The sequence below is a fragment of the Lentzea sp. NPDC054927 genome, assembly GCF_053610285.1.
The window spans coordinates 398,270-414,328 of record NZ_JBSGXZ010000002.1; the positions used below are offsets into that span (position 1 = coordinate 398,270).

The window sequence follows — 16,059 nt, forward strand, 5'->3', positions numbered from 1 at the left end:
AACGCGCGCCGGTTCAGTTCTTTCCCCAGTTCGTCGCGGTTTAGAACTCGCCCATGACAACAGCCCCGCCGCCCGACGCCGCCCTCGACGCGATGAGACCCGTCTTACCGGCCGACCTCATGGACCGCGCGAGCACGTTCGATCCCGCGCCACGTCTCGCCGCCCTCAGCGCGGCCGGCCCGATCCACAAGATCGAGCACAACGACGAACCGCTCTGGCTCGTCACGAGTCAGGACACCGCCCGTGCGCTGCTGTCCGACCCGCGGATGAGCGCTGACCGGTACAAGGTCAAACGGTTGCGGGACAAGCTCGATCCGGAGATGCGCGACAAGTTCGCGGCCGCCGAGAGCCGCGCCGGTTCGTTCATCACCACGGACCCGCCGGAGCACACCCGGTACCGCAGGCTGCTCGCCCGGCAGTTCACCATGCGCCGGATGCGCGCGCTGACCGAGCAGATCGAGCAGATCGTCGCGGCCAGGATCGACGCGATGATCGCCGCGGGCCCGCCGGCGGACCTGATCCGCGACTTCGCGCTGCCCGTGCCGTCACTGGTGATCTGCGAACTGCTCGGCGTGCCGGTCGCCGACCGCGGGCACTTCCAGGACGACACCGTCCAACTGCTCGACATGGCCACCGACCTGGAGGGGCTGATCGAGGTCGGCACCCGCATGCACCGCTACATGTGGGACCTGGTGCAGGTGAAGCGCGCCAACCGCGAAGACGACCTGCTGTCCGAACTGGCCTGCACCAGCGACATGTCCGACGACGAGATGGTCGGCCTCGCGAACCTGTTGCTGATCGCCGGCCACGAGACGACGACCAACATGCTCGGCCTCGGCGTGCTCGCGTTGCTGGACCACCCCGGGCAACTCGCTGCCCTGCGCGAGGATCCGGACGGCCTGATGGACACCGCCGTCGAGGAGATGCTGCGCTATCTGTCCATTGTCGACACCGGGATCGTGCGGTACGCGTTGCGGGAAGTGCGAATCGGTGGCGTCACGATCGCCGAGGGCGACACCGTGATGTGCTCGGTGATCGCCGCCAACCGCGACCCGGCGGAATGCCCGGCGCCCGACGAGTTCCGCATCGACCGCCCGCGCACCAGGCATCTCTCGCTGGGCCACGGCGTGCATCAGTGTCTGGGCAACGAACTCGCGCGCATCGAGATGTCCGTTGCCTTCCGCGAACTGCTGCGGCGCCTGCCGGGTCTGAGGCTCGCCGTGCCTGCCGAAGAGGTGCACGTCCGCACCACGTCGACGATCTTCGGCGTGAAGCACCTGCCGATCACGTGGGACGTGCCGTGAGCACGTCGAGGTCGCGCTCGGCGAAGAGCCGGTGCTGCCACTCCTCGTTGAGGATGCAGCGCAGGCACCTGGTCACGGGACAGCTCTTCGAGCGACGGACGGGCCGCGAGGTCCCGCGGGATGTTCGGGCTGTCGTCCATCCCGTCGCACCCCAGACCGAGCGGATGCCCGTCTGACCGCGAATTCGCTCGCAACGTTCTGGGCCACGCCGCTAGCGTGGCGTTTGTGCAGGGATTCAACCCGAGTTTCAGTCCCGAAGCAGCAGCCACCTACGACAACTCGCCCCGAGGCGACGAGGCCGACACGGTCAGATTCCTGGCGGGGTTCGGCAAGACCGCCCTGGAGTTCGCCATCGGCACCGGCCGCATCGCGTTGCCTCTCATCGCGGAAGGCGTTGCGGTGGACGGCATCGAGCTCTCCCCCGACATGGTCGCGAAGATGCGGGAGAAACCCGGCGGTGACGCCGTCGACGTGACGATGGGCGACATGTCCCGCATCGGCACCGGCCGCACGTACGAGCTGGTGTACCTGATCTACAACACGATCTGCAACCTCCTCACCCAGGACGACCAGGTCCGCTGCTTCGAGAACGCGGCACGCCACCTCGAACCGGGTGGCGTGTTCGTGATCGAGTCCGGGCTGCCGACCTGGGCCGCGCGGCCACGCCACCAGTTCATCGACGTGGAGACGCTGGAGGTCGACCACGTCGGGTTCGACGTCAACCGGTACGACCCGGTGACCCAGATGCTCGACGAGAACCACGTGGAGATCAGCGCGAACGGCATCCGGTTCGGCCCGATCCGGCAACGGCTGACCTACCCGGCCGAGTTCGATCTCATGGCACGGATCGCGGGGCTGCGGCTGCGTGATCGTTGGGGTGGCTGGAACGGCGAGCCCTTCACGGCGGACAGCAGGCGACATGTGAGCGTGTACGAAGTCGCCGCGTAACGTTCTCGCGCCACGGTCGAGTTCCTCTGTGTCCACTTGAGGCGGCACAGAGGAGGCGATCATGATCGCGGTCGTTCCGGTGAAGTACGCGGCCACGGACAGTGTCTGGTCACGCGAACAGTTCGAGAACTGGATGCGTCCGGGCATCGCCCACAGCCTGGGCGACTTCTGGTGGCGGTGCTCGCGCGGGATCTTCGACGTGAGCAGCCAGGTGTACGACCCGGTCGTCATCCCCGACCCGGGTCAGGTGACCAACGACGACCGGGACGATCTGCAGGACGCGGTGGTGAAGGCCGCCACGCAGGTCGACTGGGCGCACACGGACGTCCTGCTGATCTGGCTCGCGCGCCCGACCGGCTGGTGGGGCGGCGGCTTGGTGTGGGTTCCGGGTCCCGACGGCCAGCAGAAGCAGATCAGGGCGACCGTGGTCGACTCGATCACGCCGTTCGACGCGGCGTGCCAGGAGCTCGGGCACGGCTTCGGCCTCGACCACGAACTCGACCTCAACGGGGTGTCGTACACCTCGCCGTACTCCGTGATGAGCGCTCGCACCTACGGCTCGGCGCGGGCGAGCTGGATCCGCAAGTCGGTCGTGGAGTTGCCCGACGGCGGTCTGAACAAGGAATCGCCGTACGACAACATCCCGGCGAACCTCATCGTCGGACCGCTGGTGCCGGGTGCGCACCTGTACCGGGACGCGCGGTTCCGCGACAGCTCGTCGGTGGTGAACGTGCGCGACCTGCCCGCGAAAGTGCGGCTGTACAAGCCCGACTACACGGCACAGGGTTCGGGCAAACCCGTGATGATCGCTGTCCCGTCGCAACGGCACGATGGACGGGTGTTCTGCGTGGAGGTGCGGCGCGCGGCCACGAAGGCCTACGACCAGGGGATCACGAACGAAGGCCTGGTCGTGCACTCCATCAACCCCGACGGCCGGATCCGCTACGACGGCGCGGCAGGCCTGGCGCTCGGCGACTGGGCCTGTTCCGCGGGCGACTTCGCCCTGCGGCTCACCACCGTGACCGACGACTTCGTCGACGTGGAGGTGCGCGCGGGGTCGGTGGTCTCGTTCCCGATCCGCGGTGTACTGCTGGCCGGCGGGTTCCGCACACAGCACCAGCTCAACACCATGACGCACGACCAGATGCGCAACACCCTGATCGTGTGCATGGCTTCGCTGAGCAAGCAGAACGACTACCAGCGCTACGACAACGACACGCTGGCGGGCATGGGCGCTGTCATGGTCTTCCTGCGGCGCAACGGACTCCGCGACGACGCGGCGCTCAAGAGCATGACCGCCGACGACCAGCGCAACGTGGCGATCGTCGAACTCGGCGCTCAAACCGGCGCCGGGCAGGCGCTGCAGGGGTTCACGAACCTGCAGCTGGCCCAGATCGCGCTCGGCAGCGACCTCGCCACCCGCGGGCGCCGGCCCGGCTCGACCCCGTTCTACGGCCGCGGCGTGCTGCTGGCAGGGCGGTTCCGCACCCAGCACCAGCTCAACACGATGTCCCGGGACGACATGCGCAACACGTTGATCGTGGTGATGGCCTCGCTCAGCAACCAGAAGGACTACCAGGCCTACAGCGACGCGGAACTCGCCGGGGTGGGCGCGGTGATGGTGTTCCTGCGGGAGAACGGGCTTCGCGATGACGCGGCGCTCAAGAAGATGTCGGCCGACGACCAGCGCAACGTGGCGATCGTGGAGCTGGCCGCGCAGACCAAGCGCAACCTGCAGGGGCTGAGCAACCTCGACCTGGCGCTGACTGCTTTAGGAGTTGAACGCTTCTAGCGCCTCGGCCTTGATCTGGTCGAACTGCGCGGCCATCGCCTCGCACAACGCCTGGGCTCCGGACAACGGGCGCACCATCACGGTGAACTCGTCGATCAGCCCGTTCTCGTCGAGGTGCAGGAAGTCGCAGCCCTGGATCTCCTTGCCGCCCACCTCGGTGCGGAACACCAGGGCGTGGTTCCGGCCGTCGATGATCTCGCGCTCGTAGCGGAAGTTCTCGAACACCCGCATCACGCCGCGCAGGATCGCGGCGGTCAGCGGCTTGCCGGGGTACGGCGCGAACGCGACCGGGCTGGTGAACACCACGTTGTCCGCGAGGCAGGCCGCCATCGCGTCGGTGTCGCGTGCTTCGACTGCCTTGCGGAATGCGTTCACGGGCACGTCCTCGCATACTCAACTTGTTGACTAGGTCGACGCACCGTAACCTGCGGGTATGTCACTGCGCAACGCCGTGATGGCCGCCCTGCTCGACGGGGCGGCGTCCGGCTACGACCTGGCCAAGGCGTTCGACGCGTCCGTGGCGAACTTCTGGATGTGCACGCCGCAGCAGCTCTACCGCGAGCTGGACCGGATGGAGAGCGACGGGCTGATCGAGGCCAGGACCGTCGAGCAGGAGCGCCGCCCGAACAAGCGGCTGTTCTCGCTCACCACGGCGGGACTGGAGGCGTTGGCGGCGTTCACGGCCGAGCCGCACAAGCCCACCGCGATCCGCGACGAGCTGCTGGTCGCGGTGATGGCCGCGGACGCCGGCGATCTGGAGGCGGTGAAGGCGTCGCTGCGGGAACGCAAGCAGTGGGCCGAGGCGAAGATCACGCGGTACGAACGTCTCAAGGCCAAGCTGCTCGACGGTCGCACCGAGGAGGAGTTCCTCGTCGAGGCCGACCGCGTCGGGCCGTACCTGACTTTGTTGCGCGGCTTGTCGTTCGAGCGGGACAACGTGCGGTGGTGCGCGCGCAGCCTCGCCGTGCTGGAGCGGCGTGGTGCCCGGCTCGACGCGCCCACGTGAGGTTGAATCGGGTCCATGAACGGCATTTCGTTGTTGCAGGAGGCACTCAGCGCACCCGCGGAAGAGGCGCGCAACCGGTTCGCGGGGCGGCTCAACGGCTACCTCGAGGGGTCCGACGTCGTGCACGCCGTGCGGCTGCAGGGCTGGCTCGGGCTGGAGGTGCCCGGTCCCGGCTGTCACGTCGGCACGGGCAGCTGGGACTTCACCCGCTTCAAGGCGACGACCTCACCGGTGACGTGCGGGCGGTGCCGGTCGGCAGGCCTGCTCACCAGCTCGTTCACGGGCGGCCCGCACCAGCAGACGCTGGACCTGGAGGGAATCTGATGGCGGCGCGGTTGCGCACGCCCATCGCGGTGAACGCGATCATGCCAAGACGTTCGTAGTACGGCCGCAGCTCGTCGTCACACGCCAGGTCCACCGAGTAGAAGTGCTCGCCCTCGGCCAGTATCCGCCGCATCAGCTCGGTCCCGATGCCCTGGCCCTGGAAGTCCGGCCGCACCTCCAGCCACGGGACGAACGCCGTCAGCACGCCGTCGCTGATCATGTTCACGAAGCCGACGACCTCGCCGTCCGACAGCGCGAGCACGACGCGATAGCTTCCGCGCAGCACGGCGAGATGCTGTGCAGGCGACGGCGGTGTGGGCCATCCCACGAAGAAACCGGCCAGATCGTCCTCGGCGAGGCCGTCAACATCTGTGCGATAAGAAATCACGGCTGCATTGAACCGTGGGACCGAAACATTCGTAGGGTGGTTTCGACCAATTTCCCAGTTAAGCTGCTGGTCGTGACCCTGCCACCAGTTCCGCTGCGCCGTGCGCGCTGTGCGGCTGTTGGCATCGTCACCGGGGCACTGGCCGTGCTCGCGCACTCGTCGGCGGACGGCCGCTTACCCGACGCCGGCCTGATCTTCTCCCTCGTCGCGCTGCTGACGTGGGCCTGCGCCGGTTTCGCCCGGCACGAGCTCACCCCCGGCCGGCTGCTGATGCTGGTCGGCGGCGGGCAGCTGGCGATGCACCTCATGGTGTCGCTCGCCGTGTCCCGGCACTCGCACGAACCTGATCCCTCACGCATGGTCGCCTCGCACGTCGTCGCGACCGTGCTGACCGTCGCCGTGCTCGCCGTCGCCGAACGCACGGTGCTCTCGCTGGCCCGCGCCATCGCGGCGGTGCTGCCCCGCAGGCTCACTCCCCTGCCCGCCACGGCACCCCTGGTCGTCGCGACGCCTCGCCGCGTGCCGGCGACGATCACCTTCCTGGACGTGCTGTCGTGGCGCGGTCCTCCGGCTGAACAGGTCTGAATCCCCTTCACAGGGCCGCCTGACGGGCGGTCCTGCCCCTGTTCACGCCCATTTGGAGCGCCCGGATGACCGACACAGCCACCACACCCACCACAGCCAGTCCGCCACGCACGTCGTTCGCGTGGCGGGGACTCTTCCTGCGTCTGCACTTCTACGCCGGCGTGCTCGTCGGCCCGTTCGTCCTCATCGCCGCGCTGACCGGCGTGCTCTACGCCCTCACCCCTCAGCTGGAGTCCTGGGTCTACTCGGACGAGCTCCGCGTTCCCGCTTCCTCCCAGCAACTCCCGCTCTCGAAGCAGATCGACGCCGCGATCGCGACCTCGCCACAGGGGTCGCTGGTCGCCGTGCGCCCGGCTCCCGAACCGGGCGACACCACCCGCGTGCTGTTCTCCGAGGAGGGACTCGGCGAGTCCGAACGCCGGGCGGTGTTCGTCGATCCCGGCACCGGAAAGGTCACCGGTGATCTCGTCGTCTACGGGACGAGCGGCGTGCTGCCGTTGCGCACGACGCTGGATCAGTTGCACCGCAACCTGTTGCTCGGCGAACCCGGCCGCCTGTACAGCGAACTCGCCGCTTCCTGGCTGTGGGTCGTCGCTCTCGGCGGCCTGGTGCTGTGGATCACGCGAGCTCGCAACAGCAAGCGCGTCCGGACGCACGGTCTGATCGGCGTTTGGGTGCTCGCCGGTGCGTTGTTCCTGTCCGCCACGGGCCTCACGTGGTCCGCGTACGCCGGTGAGAACGTCGCGTCGCTCCGCCAGGCCATCGGCTGGGCCACGCCGAAGTTGACGATGCCCGGTGGCAGCGGCGGTGGTGATCACGGCGAGCACGGTGAGCACACGTCGGCCGGTTCGGGCCACAGCGACGTCGACACCGTGCTCTGGGCGGCCCGCGCCTCGGGCATCGACGCTCAGAAGGTCGAGATCGGCCTGCCCAAGTCCCCCGACGAAGCCTGGAAGGTGGCCGAGATCCAGCCAGGCCTGCCCACGCAGGTCGACTCGGTGGCGATCCAGGACGGGGCCGTGGTCAGCTCGGTGAAGTTCGCCGACTACCCGCTCGGCGCGAAGCTGGCCAGGTGGGGCATCGACGGCCACATGGGCGTGCTGTTCGGCTGGCCCAACCAGTTGCTGCTGTTGCTCCTCGGCGGCGGGCTCGCCTGGCTGGTCGTGCTCGGCTACCGGATGTGGTGGAAGCGCCGGCCCACCAGCGGCTTCGGCCGGCCCACGCCGCGTGGCCAGTGGCGCAAGGCCCCGCCTGCCGCACTGGCCGGGCTGGGTGTCGGCGCACTGGTCATCGGGTGGTTCGTACCGCTGCTCGGGGTCAGTCTCGTGGTCTTTTTGGTGATCGACGCGGTGCTCGGCAGGCGGGCGAAGACGGCCTGACACAACGGGATCGGTGTGGCGCGCGGGCTCGTGCGCCACACCGTCCGCAGTGGACAAGGCTTGCCTGATCTGGACATTTACGTCATATTTACGCGTAGGTGCGCCGGGAAGCCTGGTCGGCCCGCACGTCACATCGCGTGACGGCGGAGAGCTGACGAGGGGCGCGCAAATGACGTTACTTCCCCACGCCATTCCTCTGATCAACGATCCCCAGGTCGTGCACGCGCTGGCCGCTCGCTGGCGCCGCGCCAGGACGTTGCTGATCCTCTCCGCCGGTGTGCTGCCCGTCGCGATCGGGCTGGTCTGCATCGTGCTCGCCGGGATGACCTCCGCCGGGCAGCGGGTCATGCCGTGGTGGTCGGCGATTCCCGCCGTCGCCGCGGCGGCGTGCGCGTGGGCGTTGCTGAGCTGGTTGCGCCGCAACGGGTTGAGCGACCCGCACTCGTGGTTGCCCGCGACCACCCTGATGACCGGCGCGCAGCTCGTGCTCGGTGTGCTGCCGGGTTCGGGCATCGCGTTGCGGCTCAGTCCCGGCGCGGCGATTGCGGTGAAGGCGTTGTGCGCGGCCGGGGTGCTGGGCGCGGGTTCGGCGTCGTGGCTCGCCCGGCTGGCCCACCGCTCGTTGCTCTCGGCGCCGATCCTGGAACTCGGCTCGACGGCGTTCCCGCTCGTGCTGGAGGATCACGGCTCGCGCGTGGTGATCGGCACCGACCGCGTCGACTGGACCACGCGGACCGGCGGCCGGCTCGACGTCGGCGTCGCGTTCGCCCGCATCCTCCGCGTGAGCACCGAGGCGAACGCACTAGTGCTGCACACCGTGTCCGGTTCGTGGACCGTTCCGGTGGCCGATCCCGCGACCACGCAAGCGTTGTTGCGCCGCCGGCTCTCGTGGTGGGAGGAACGCGGGGTGGCCGCGGAGGAGCGCGAGCGCCGCCGTTACGTCGATCTGGTCCGGTTGCTCGCGGCGGTCAGCGGCGAGGCAACGCGCGGCGGCGTCACCGTGACCGTGGACTCGAACGGCGTCACGACGGGTGTCTCGCTCAGCCCTGCCGTGCGCGAACTCGAACCGGAAGTGCTCGCCACGCATCTGATGGCGTGCGTGGACAAGGCCCGAACGGACGCACGTCGTCAGGTCCAGGACCTCGTCCTCGAGCACGCCGCGGCCAAAGCCAGCCACTAGTCGGTTGTCCGCCACCTCCCGTCCTGCCTACGTTCGGCGGGCTGGAACATCGTGAGATGGGGGACGAGATGCGCAGACGTGACTTCCTCGCGGCGGCGGCCGGGGTGGCCGCCGTCGTGGCCAACCCCGCGGGCGCGCTCGCGGCCACCGAACAACGACCGGGCGCCTCGCACCTGCCGAACCTGGATCTCGGCGATTTCCCCGTGGTGGCAAGGGTCCGGGCGCGTCACGCGCTGGAACACCTGAAGGTGCTGAGCAACAAGATCGGGCCGCGCATCGGCGGCACCGAGTCCGAGCACCGCGCCCGCGACTACCTCGTCCGCGAGCTCAAGGCGTTGCGGTACCAGGTGACGACGCAGCCGTTCACCGTGCCGGACAAGTACCTCGCCGACTTCCCCGGCCTCGGGCAGGCCGGCGCGTCCCGGTTCGGGTCCCTCGGTGTGACGGTCAAGGCGCCGTTCGTCGAGGTGGTGAACGGCCAGTTGCCGGACCTCACGGGCAAGATCGCGTTCTACGTCAACGCTCCTACCGGTTCGGCGCACGTGCACGCGGCGATCGAACGCGGTGCGGTGGCCGTGATCCTCGGCCGGATCTCCGCCACCACGAGCAAGTCCAGCGCGTTCTCGCCGACCCTCGACCGCAACGTCACCGTGCCGGTCATCGGACTGGCCCAGGTGCACACGGAGAAGCTGCGCGCTTCGGGCTTCGGCGAGCTGACGATCACCACCACGCACCACCCGAACCTGACGTCCTACAACGTGATCGCGGAACGGCCGGCGACGTTCCCATGGCGGGACAACGGGGTCGTGATGGTCACCGCGCACTACGACAGCGTGCCGGGGTCGCCGGGCGCGAACGACGACGGCAGCGGCACCGTGCTGTGCCTGGAACTGGCGCGGGTGCTGCGGTACCTGCCGACGCACAAGGCTTTGCGGTTCGCGTTGTGGGGCTCGGAGGAACAGGGCCTGCTCGGATCGCGGCACTACGTCTCGCAGTTGCCCGCCGAGGAGATCGCGCGGATCAAGGGCGTGTTCCAGAACGACATGGTCGCCACGAGCCACGACCCGGCCACCGCGTACTGGCTGCTGTCCGTCGACGGCGCCGACAACGCGACGACGGCCGGGGTGCGGGCGGCGGCGCAACGCCTCGGGTACGACCCGCGGGTGCACGGTCCGGTGGCACGCGGGTCGAGCGACCACGTGCCGTTCCACGAGAAGGGCATGGCGTCGGCGAACTTCAGCTGGCGCGGCGAGGGCGGGCCGGCGTTGCTGGAGCCGATCTACCACACGCCGGAGGACACGATCCGGGACAACATCAGCCTGGAACGGCTGCAGGTGTCGCTGGAGCTGATCGGCGCGGCGGCCTACCGGCTGGCCTGCCAGCGGTAGGCAGCCGTCACGGCGTGGAGGTGGGCACGGTCAGCTCGGTGAGCGTGCGGTCCCGCAGCCAGGTCGCGAACTCGTCCGCCGGCAACGGTTTGCTCAGGCAGTACCCCTGCACGATGTCGCAGCCGAGGGCGGCGAGGACGTTCCAGGTCTCCTGGTCCTCGACGCCCTCGGCGACGACCTCGAGCTCCAGGTTGTGGGCGAGGCCGAGCAACGAGCGGGTGATCGCGCCGCTCGACGCGTCCGTGCGCATGTTGGTGGTGAAGGAGCGGTCGATCTTCATCTCGTGCACCGGCATCGTGCGCAGGTAGGCGATGGACGAGTAGCCGGTGCCGAAGTCGTCGATGGACAGCCGCACACCAAGTTCCCGCAGGCGCAGCAGCACTTCGCTCGCCCGGTGCGGGTCGGCGATGATCGCGCTCTCGGTGATCTCCAGGGTCAGCACTTCCGGTGGGCGGCCGTGCAGTTTCAGCGCGGTGGCGACCTGGTCGGGGAACGTCAGGTCGTGCAGGCACTGGGCGCCGACGTTGACCGAGACCGGGACGTCCCAGCCGGCCAGGTGCCAGGCGTGGCACTGGGCCAGCGCGTGGTCCAGCACGTACTGGGTCAGCGGCTCGATCAGGCCGGTCTCCTCCGCGGCGGGGATGAACCGGTCGGGGCCGAGCAGGCCGAGCCGCGGGTGCTGCCAGCGGCACAGGACCTCGGCGCCGCAGACCGATCCGGTGCGCACGTCGGCCTTGGGCTGGTAGTGCAGCACGAGTTCGCCGTGGTCGATGGCGTGCCGCAGGTCGCTGATGACAGTGAGCTGGGCGGCGCTGTGGTCGTCGCGGCCGGGTTCGTAGACGGACGTGCCGAGGCGGGCGCGCTTGGCCGCGTACATGGCGATGTCCGCGTGCTTCAACAACTCGTGCGCGTCCGAGGAGTCGCTCGGGTACATCGCCACGCCGATGCTGCAGCCGATGTCGACCGACAACCCGTCCAGGTCGACGGCTTCCTCCAACGCCCGGTGCACCCGCTCGGCGACGATGAGTGCGTTCGCCGAGCTGTTCACCGACGGCAGCAGGACGGCGAACTCGTCGCCACCGAGTCTGGCCACCGTGTCGACGTCGCGGACGGCACCGGTCAGCCGGTTCGCGACGTGTTGCAGCAGCCGGTCGCCGAACGCGTGGCCGAGGGTGTCGTTGATCGGCTTGAAGCGGTTGAGGTCGATCAGGAACAGGCCGAGCGGGTCGCCGTTCTGGTTGGAACGGCGGATGGCCTGCTCGGTGCGCTGGGTGAGCAGCGTGCGGTTGGCGAGGCCGGTCAACGCGTCGTGCATCGCCTCGTGCTCGCTCCTGGCGGCCTGGCGGAGGATCTTGCGGCGGTGCCCGAGGAGCACCACGCCGCAGAGCCCGACCAGGCCGAGGTCGATGATGAACGCGATGAGGGCGGCGAGGCGGAGACGGCCGTTCTGGGTTTCCGCGGCACGCAGGTATTCGGTGGTCTCCAGTCGTTTCAGCTGCACGACCGTGGAGAGCTGCTTGCGCAACGAGACCAGCGTGAGCTCGGCCTGGTCCGCCTTGCGCAGGGCGCCGATGGTGTCACCGCGGTCGCCTGCCGTGACGGCCTCGCGCAGCAGGATCGAGTAGTCGCCGTAGAGGTCACCGACGATCGTGGCGGCGCGGATGTCCGCGGTGCCACCGTTGTCGCGCAGCCAGCGCAGGCTCTCGTCGGCGGCACCGGCGGCGTGCGCGACGGGCTGGCGCATCACGGGCGTGCCGGAGCGCAGGTAGTCGGCGAGGGCGTGGTCGGCGACGTCGACGTTCTGGACGACCAGACCCCAGCGGTCGCTGATCTCGTTGAGCTCGTGCAGGTGCGTGGCCGCGCGCTGCATGCTGAGACTCGTCCACAGCGCGAGACCCGCCAGCGCGGCGAGCCCGATCGTCAGGCTGACGACAGTGGTCTGCGCGGTGGTGCGGGCCTCGACCCAGTTGGACAGCATCCAGAACGCCTCACGGTGGACATCGCTTTCCGGCGAAGGTGCTATTGGTACGCAGCCAAAGGATTCCACGCAAGCCGACACCTCGTTTGCGCCGTGCACTACTCTCGTTCGCTTCCAACCGTCAACGGATGGGGCTCCCCCGTGGTTCGCCTGGCCCGTCTCGCTCTACCTGCGCTTTTGATCGCGGTGGCGGGGGTGAGCGGGTGCGGCACGGCACAGACGTCCGATGACCCTCCCACGATCGGATTCATCGCCCAGAACAACAGCCGCGACTTCTCCAAGGAGATGAGCGAGGGGTTCCGGGCGGGTTCGGCCATCGCCGGTGGCGTCAAGGCGGAGATCACCGGGCCGGACACGCACGACGGCCTCAAGCAGGTCGAACTGCTGCGCGACCTCGCCACGCGGGCGAAGGGCGGTATCGGGCTGTCCGCCGTCGCCCCCGAGCTGGTGGCCGAGCCGATGGCGCAGGTGATCGAGCAGGGTGTTCCGGTGATCGCGGTCGCCGGCGGCCAGGTCGCGCCGGGCAGCAGGGTCACGTTGATGATCGAGAACGACAGCTTCGAGATGGGCAAGCTGCTCGCGGACGCCGCGGCGGACCGGTTGCCGCCGGACAGCGCGGGCAAGATCGTCATCGGCAGCAACTCCCCCGCGATGCCCGCGCTGGACCAGCGGTCGCTGGGGATGCGGGCGCGGTTGCTCGAACGACTGCCGAAGCTGCAGGTCATCGGGCCACTGGACACCGGGCGCGACCAGCCGGCGAACCTCGCGACGTGGCAACGGCTCGCCGACGCGAACCCGGACGCGCTCGCGCTGCTGGGCGCCGGTGACGTCGACGCGATCAACCTCGCCGCCGTGCACGCGGAGAAGAACGCGAAGTGGCTGGCCGGGGCGTTCAGCGTGGATCCGAAGGCGCTGCGGGGCGTCAAGGACGGGCACCTGTTCGCGTCGGTGTCGGCCGAGCACTTCCTCAAGGGCGCGGTGGCCGGGTACATGCTGGCCCAGCACGCCAAGTCCGGCAGGAAGATGCCGGAGGGCTGGTTCGTCGCGCCGGGACTGCTGGTGCAGGCGTCCAACGTCGACGAGATCATCCGCCGGCAGGCCACCGGGACGAGCAAGCTCGAGGCCGCCCGGCCGCAGATGGACGCTCTCACGGCGGATCCGACGAAGTACATTCGCCCACTCGACCAGGCGCGGTGAGCCGTTTGCCCGATGGATCTTCCACGCGGGTGACACGGCGCTGATCTGGAGCGAGCATGCAGGCTCTCCCTGCCTTTGGAGGCCGCATGATCAACCGAAGGACACTCACCAAATCCCTTGGTGCCGCAATAGCAATCTCGGCCACGTCCACTGTGCCCGCCGCTGCCGACTCCGCTGACGGCTCCGCTGACAACGATGACGTGCGCCGCGGCCGGTACCTGATCCGGGGCGGCGCGGTCGTGACCGTCGACAAGGCGCTCGGGGTGCTGCCGCGCGCGGACGTGCTGATCGGCAACGGCAGGATCGAGGCCGTCGGCAGGGATCTGCCCGCCCGCGGGGCGAAGATCGTCGACGCGACCGACATGATCGTCATGCCTGGCTTCGTCAACACCCACTTCCACATGTGGAGCGCGCTGGGCCGCAACTTCGTGGCCGACGGCTTCCCGTATTTCGCGGCCAAGCGGGCCACGTCCACGTTGTACAGCGCCGCAGACGTCTATCGCAGCGTGCTGCTGGGGTTGGCGGAGCTGGCGAACGCGGGCGTGACCACCGTGCACAACTGGTCGAACAACACCCGCTCCCCCGCGCACGCCGACGCCGAACTCCGCGCGCACCGCGACGGGTTGTTGCGCGCCCGGTTCTCCTACGGGCACGTGGACCAGATGTCACGTGACGCGCCGATGGACCTCACGGACGTGGATCGCGTGCGGCAGCAGTACTTCGCGGGCGGCAGCGCGTTCGACGGGCTGGTGCACCTGGGCGTCAACGTGCGCGGGTTGTCGCAGAGCAACGAGCCGGCGTTCTTCGCGGACATGGAAGCGGTCCTGCGGCGCGGGCTGCCGGTCGCGATCCACGCCGGTCAGGCACCGCCGCGGACGGTCGACGCCGCGGACTACGAACGGCGGGGCTGGCTCGGGCCCAAGACGTTGCTGTGCCACTACGTCACGGCGTTGGACAGCGACATGGAGATCATGGCGCGGACCGGCACGCCGCTGTCGTGGTCGCCGCACTCGGAGTTCCGGCTGGGCACGGCCGGCGATCCGCGCGACACGCTGCTGCGGTTCCGCAAGGCCGGTGTGCCGGTGTCGCTGTCCTCGGACGCCACGTCCATCGCGCCGTCGGACATGTTCGAGGCGATGCGGCTCGTCTGGAACACCGGGATTCCGTGGCAGGGCACGCCTTCCGCCGGTCTGCCGGAGGTCGGTTTCCGCGACGTGCTGGAGATGGCGACGCTGAACGGTGCCCGCGCGTTGGGGCTCGGCGACGTCACCGGGTCGATCACGGCAGGCAAGCGCGCGGACGTGATCCTGGTGCGCACCAACGACATCAACCTCGCGCCGGGCGGGTTGTTCGAGACCACGCTGGTGCAGGCGGCTACCCCTGCGAACGTGGACACGGTGTTCTCGGACGGCCGGATCGTCAAGCGCGGCGGCAGACTGGTCGCCTACGACGTCGACCGGATCGTGCGTGATGCGAAGATTTCCTCCCTCCGCATCCGCACTTCCGCCGGCGGGATCCTGACGCCGCCCGTGGTGTGATCGCTGCCGGAGGCGTTCAGCGGCTCGCGTCGAGCACGGCGCGGGTGAACGCCTCCGGCGCCTCCTGCGGCACGTTGTGGCCGATGCCGTCGAGGATCCGGTGCTCGTAACGTCCGGTGAACCGGTCGCGGTAGCCTGCGCCGCTCTTGTTCGGGCCGTCGAAGTCGCTGGCGATCGTGATCGTCGGAACGCTGATCTTCGGCCTGGCCTGCAGCTTCCGTTCGAGGCCGGCGTAGCGGTGCTCGCCCTCCGCGAGCTCGAGCCGCCAGCGGTAGTTGTGGATGACGATCGCGACGTGGTCCGGGTTCTTCCAGGCCGTGGCGCTCTGGGCGTAGGTGGCCTCGTCGAAGTTCCACTGCGGCGAGGCGAGCTTCCAGATCAGCTTGTTGAACTCGTAGGTGTTCTGCGTGTAGCCCTTCTCGCCGCGCTCGGTGGAGAAGTAGAACTGGTACCACCAGCCGAGTTCGGCCTGCGGGCTCAGCGGTTCCCGGTTGGCGGCGAGGCTGATGATCAGGTATCCGCTGACCGACACCAGCGCCTCGACCCGCTCCGGCCACAGCGCCGCGGTGACGCACGCCGTCCGCGCACCCCAGTCGAACCCGGCGAGGGTGGCTTTCTGGATCTTGAGCGCGTCCATGAAGGCGATCAGGTCGCTCGCGACGGCGGCCGGCTGCCCGTTGCGCTTCGTGTGTGCGTGCAGGAACCGCGTCGGGCCGTAGCCGCGGAGGTACGGGATGAGCACGCGGTGGCCCTGCGCGGCGAGTGCCGGTGCCACGTCCACGAAGCTGTGGATGTCGTACGGCCAGCCGTGCAGGAGGATCGTGACGGGGCCGTCCGCGGGGCCCATCTCCGCGTAGCCGACGTCCAGCACCCCGGCCCTGACCTGCTTGATCGGTCCCCACGCGGGCTTGCCCGACTGCTGCACGGTCTTTTGGCTGGTCTGCGCTGTCGCGGTTCCTGCTCCTGCCGCTGCGACGAGGGGTGCCGCCACGCCCGTCACGGCCAGCGCCTGGGAGAACTGTCGCCTGCTGATCATGACCTCGACCGTAGGA

General features: G+C 69.1%; 15 protein-coding genes. 11 read left to right on the forward strand and 4 right to left on the reverse strand.

All coding sequences use genetic code 11. The annotated features are described in order from the left end of the window. The first annotated feature begins 53 nt into the window (after positions 1 to 53). The 3 genes from ACWGE0_RS05325 (at position 54) to ACWGE0_RS05335 (ending at position 4,044) form a co-directional block, all read left to right on the forward strand. Positions 54 to 1,304 carry a cytochrome P450 gene (locus tag ACWGE0_RS05325; protein WP_452259662.1) on the forward strand — a complete coding sequence of 417 codons (1,251 nt, stop codon included), beginning with the start codon at positions 54 to 56 and terminating at the stop codon, positions 1,302 to 1,304. Between the two features lie 225 nt (positions 1,305 to 1,529). Further along, on the forward strand, positions 1,530 to 2,252 hold the full coding sequence (locus tag ACWGE0_RS05330; protein WP_452259663.1) for a class I SAM-dependent DNA methyltransferase: 723 nt from the start codon (positions 1,530 to 1,532) through the stop codon (positions 2,250 to 2,252). Positions 2,253 to 2,313: 61 nt separating this feature from the next. Beyond that, on the forward strand, positions 2,314 to 4,044 hold the full coding sequence (locus ACWGE0_RS05335; RefSeq protein WP_452259664.1) for a hypothetical protein: 1,731 nt from the start codon (positions 2,314 to 2,316) through the stop codon (positions 4,042 to 4,044). On the opposite strand, the gene ACWGE0_RS05340 is transcribed toward ACWGE0_RS05335, so the two are convergent. Further along, complete coding sequence (locus tag ACWGE0_RS05340; RefSeq protein WP_452259665.1) at positions 4,024 to 4,419, reverse strand: nuclear transport factor 2 family protein; 396 nt, start codon at positions 4,417 to 4,419, stop codon at positions 4,024 to 4,026. The genes ACWGE0_RS05335 and ACWGE0_RS05340 overlap by 21 nt on opposite strands. 58 nt (positions 4,420 to 4,477) lie before the next feature. On the opposite strand from ACWGE0_RS05340, the gene ACWGE0_RS05345 reads away from it, so the two are divergent. Beyond that, positions 4,478 to 5,050, forward strand: a complete 573-nt coding sequence (locus ACWGE0_RS05345) for a PadR family transcriptional regulator (RefSeq protein WP_452259666.1) — start codon at positions 4,478 to 4,480, stop codon at positions 5,048 to 5,050. 15 nt (positions 5,051 to 5,065) lie between these two features. Further along, positions 5,066 to 5,374: a hypothetical protein gene (locus ACWGE0_RS05350; protein ID WP_319963899.1), complete on the forward strand. Its 309-nt coding sequence runs from the start codon at positions 5,066 to 5,068 to the stop codon at positions 5,372 to 5,374. On the opposite strand, the gene ACWGE0_RS05355 is transcribed toward ACWGE0_RS05350, so the two are convergent. Next, positions 5,328 to 5,762 (reverse strand): GNAT family N-acetyltransferase, encoded by a 435-nt coding sequence (locus ACWGE0_RS05355; RefSeq protein WP_452259667.1) that lies wholly within the window; start codon positions 5,760 to 5,762, stop codon positions 5,328 to 5,330. The two genes, ACWGE0_RS05350 and ACWGE0_RS05355, sit on opposite strands and share 47 nt — an antisense overlap. A gap of 72 nt (positions 5,763 to 5,834) precedes the next feature. Between ACWGE0_RS05355 and ACWGE0_RS05360 the strand changes: the two genes are divergently transcribed. From ACWGE0_RS05360 to ACWGE0_RS05375, 4 genes are all read left to right on the forward strand, one after another. After that, positions 5,835 to 6,347, forward strand: coding sequence for a hypothetical protein (locus ACWGE0_RS05360; RefSeq protein WP_452259668.1), 513 nt, complete (start codon positions 5,835 to 5,837; stop codon positions 6,345 to 6,347). 65 nt (positions 6,348 to 6,412) lie between these two features. After that, on the forward strand, positions 6,413 to 7,726 hold the full coding sequence (locus ACWGE0_RS05365) for a PepSY-associated TM helix domain-containing protein (RefSeq protein ID WP_452259669.1): 1,314 nt from the start codon (positions 6,413 to 6,415) through the stop codon (positions 7,724 to 7,726). Between the two features lie 169 nt (positions 7,727 to 7,895). Further along, the gene (locus ACWGE0_RS05370) at positions 7,896 to 8,906 is read left to right on the forward strand and encodes a YbaB/EbfC family nucleoid-associated protein (protein ID WP_452259670.1); all 1,011 of its coding nucleotides are present in this window, start codon (positions 7,896 to 7,898) and stop codon (positions 8,904 to 8,906) included. Positions 8,907 to 8,974: 68 nt separating this feature from the next. Continuing rightward, positions 8,975 to 10,294 carry a M28 family peptidase gene (locus ACWGE0_RS05375; protein ID WP_452259671.1) on the forward strand — a complete coding sequence of 440 codons (1,320 nt, stop codon included), beginning with the start codon at positions 8,975 to 8,977 and terminating at the stop codon, positions 10,292 to 10,294. A 7-nt stretch (positions 10,295 to 10,301) separates the two neighbouring features. Here ACWGE0_RS05375 and ACWGE0_RS05380 read toward each other — a convergent pair whose 3' ends face one another. After that, the gene (locus ACWGE0_RS05380) at positions 10,302 to 12,272 is read right to left on the reverse strand and encodes a putative bifunctional diguanylate cyclase/phosphodiesterase (protein ID WP_452259672.1); all 1,971 of its coding nucleotides are present in this window, start codon (positions 12,270 to 12,272) and stop codon (positions 10,302 to 10,304) included. Positions 12,273 to 12,467: 195 nt separating this feature from the next. Between ACWGE0_RS05380 and ACWGE0_RS05385 the strand changes: the two genes are divergently transcribed. Together ACWGE0_RS05385 and ACWGE0_RS05390 are read left to right on the forward strand one after the other, a co-directional pair. Then, the gene (locus tag ACWGE0_RS05385) at positions 12,468 to 13,469 is read left to right on the forward strand and encodes a sugar ABC transporter substrate-binding protein (protein WP_452259673.1); all 1,002 of its coding nucleotides are present in this window, start codon (positions 12,468 to 12,470) and stop codon (positions 13,467 to 13,469) included. A gap of 86 nt (positions 13,470 to 13,555) precedes the next feature. After that, positions 13,556 to 15,007, forward strand: a complete 1,452-nt coding sequence (locus tag ACWGE0_RS05390; RefSeq protein ID WP_452259674.1) for an amidohydrolase family protein — start codon at positions 13,556 to 13,558, stop codon at positions 15,005 to 15,007. A gap of 16 nt (positions 15,008 to 15,023) precedes the next feature. On the opposite strand, the gene ACWGE0_RS05395 is transcribed toward ACWGE0_RS05390, so the two are convergent. Next, positions 15,024 to 16,043: an alpha/beta fold hydrolase gene (locus ACWGE0_RS05395; RefSeq protein WP_452259675.1), complete on the reverse strand. Its 1,020-nt coding sequence runs from the start codon at positions 16,041 to 16,043 to the stop codon at positions 15,024 to 15,026. Positions 16,044 to 16,059 lie beyond the last annotated feature (16 nt).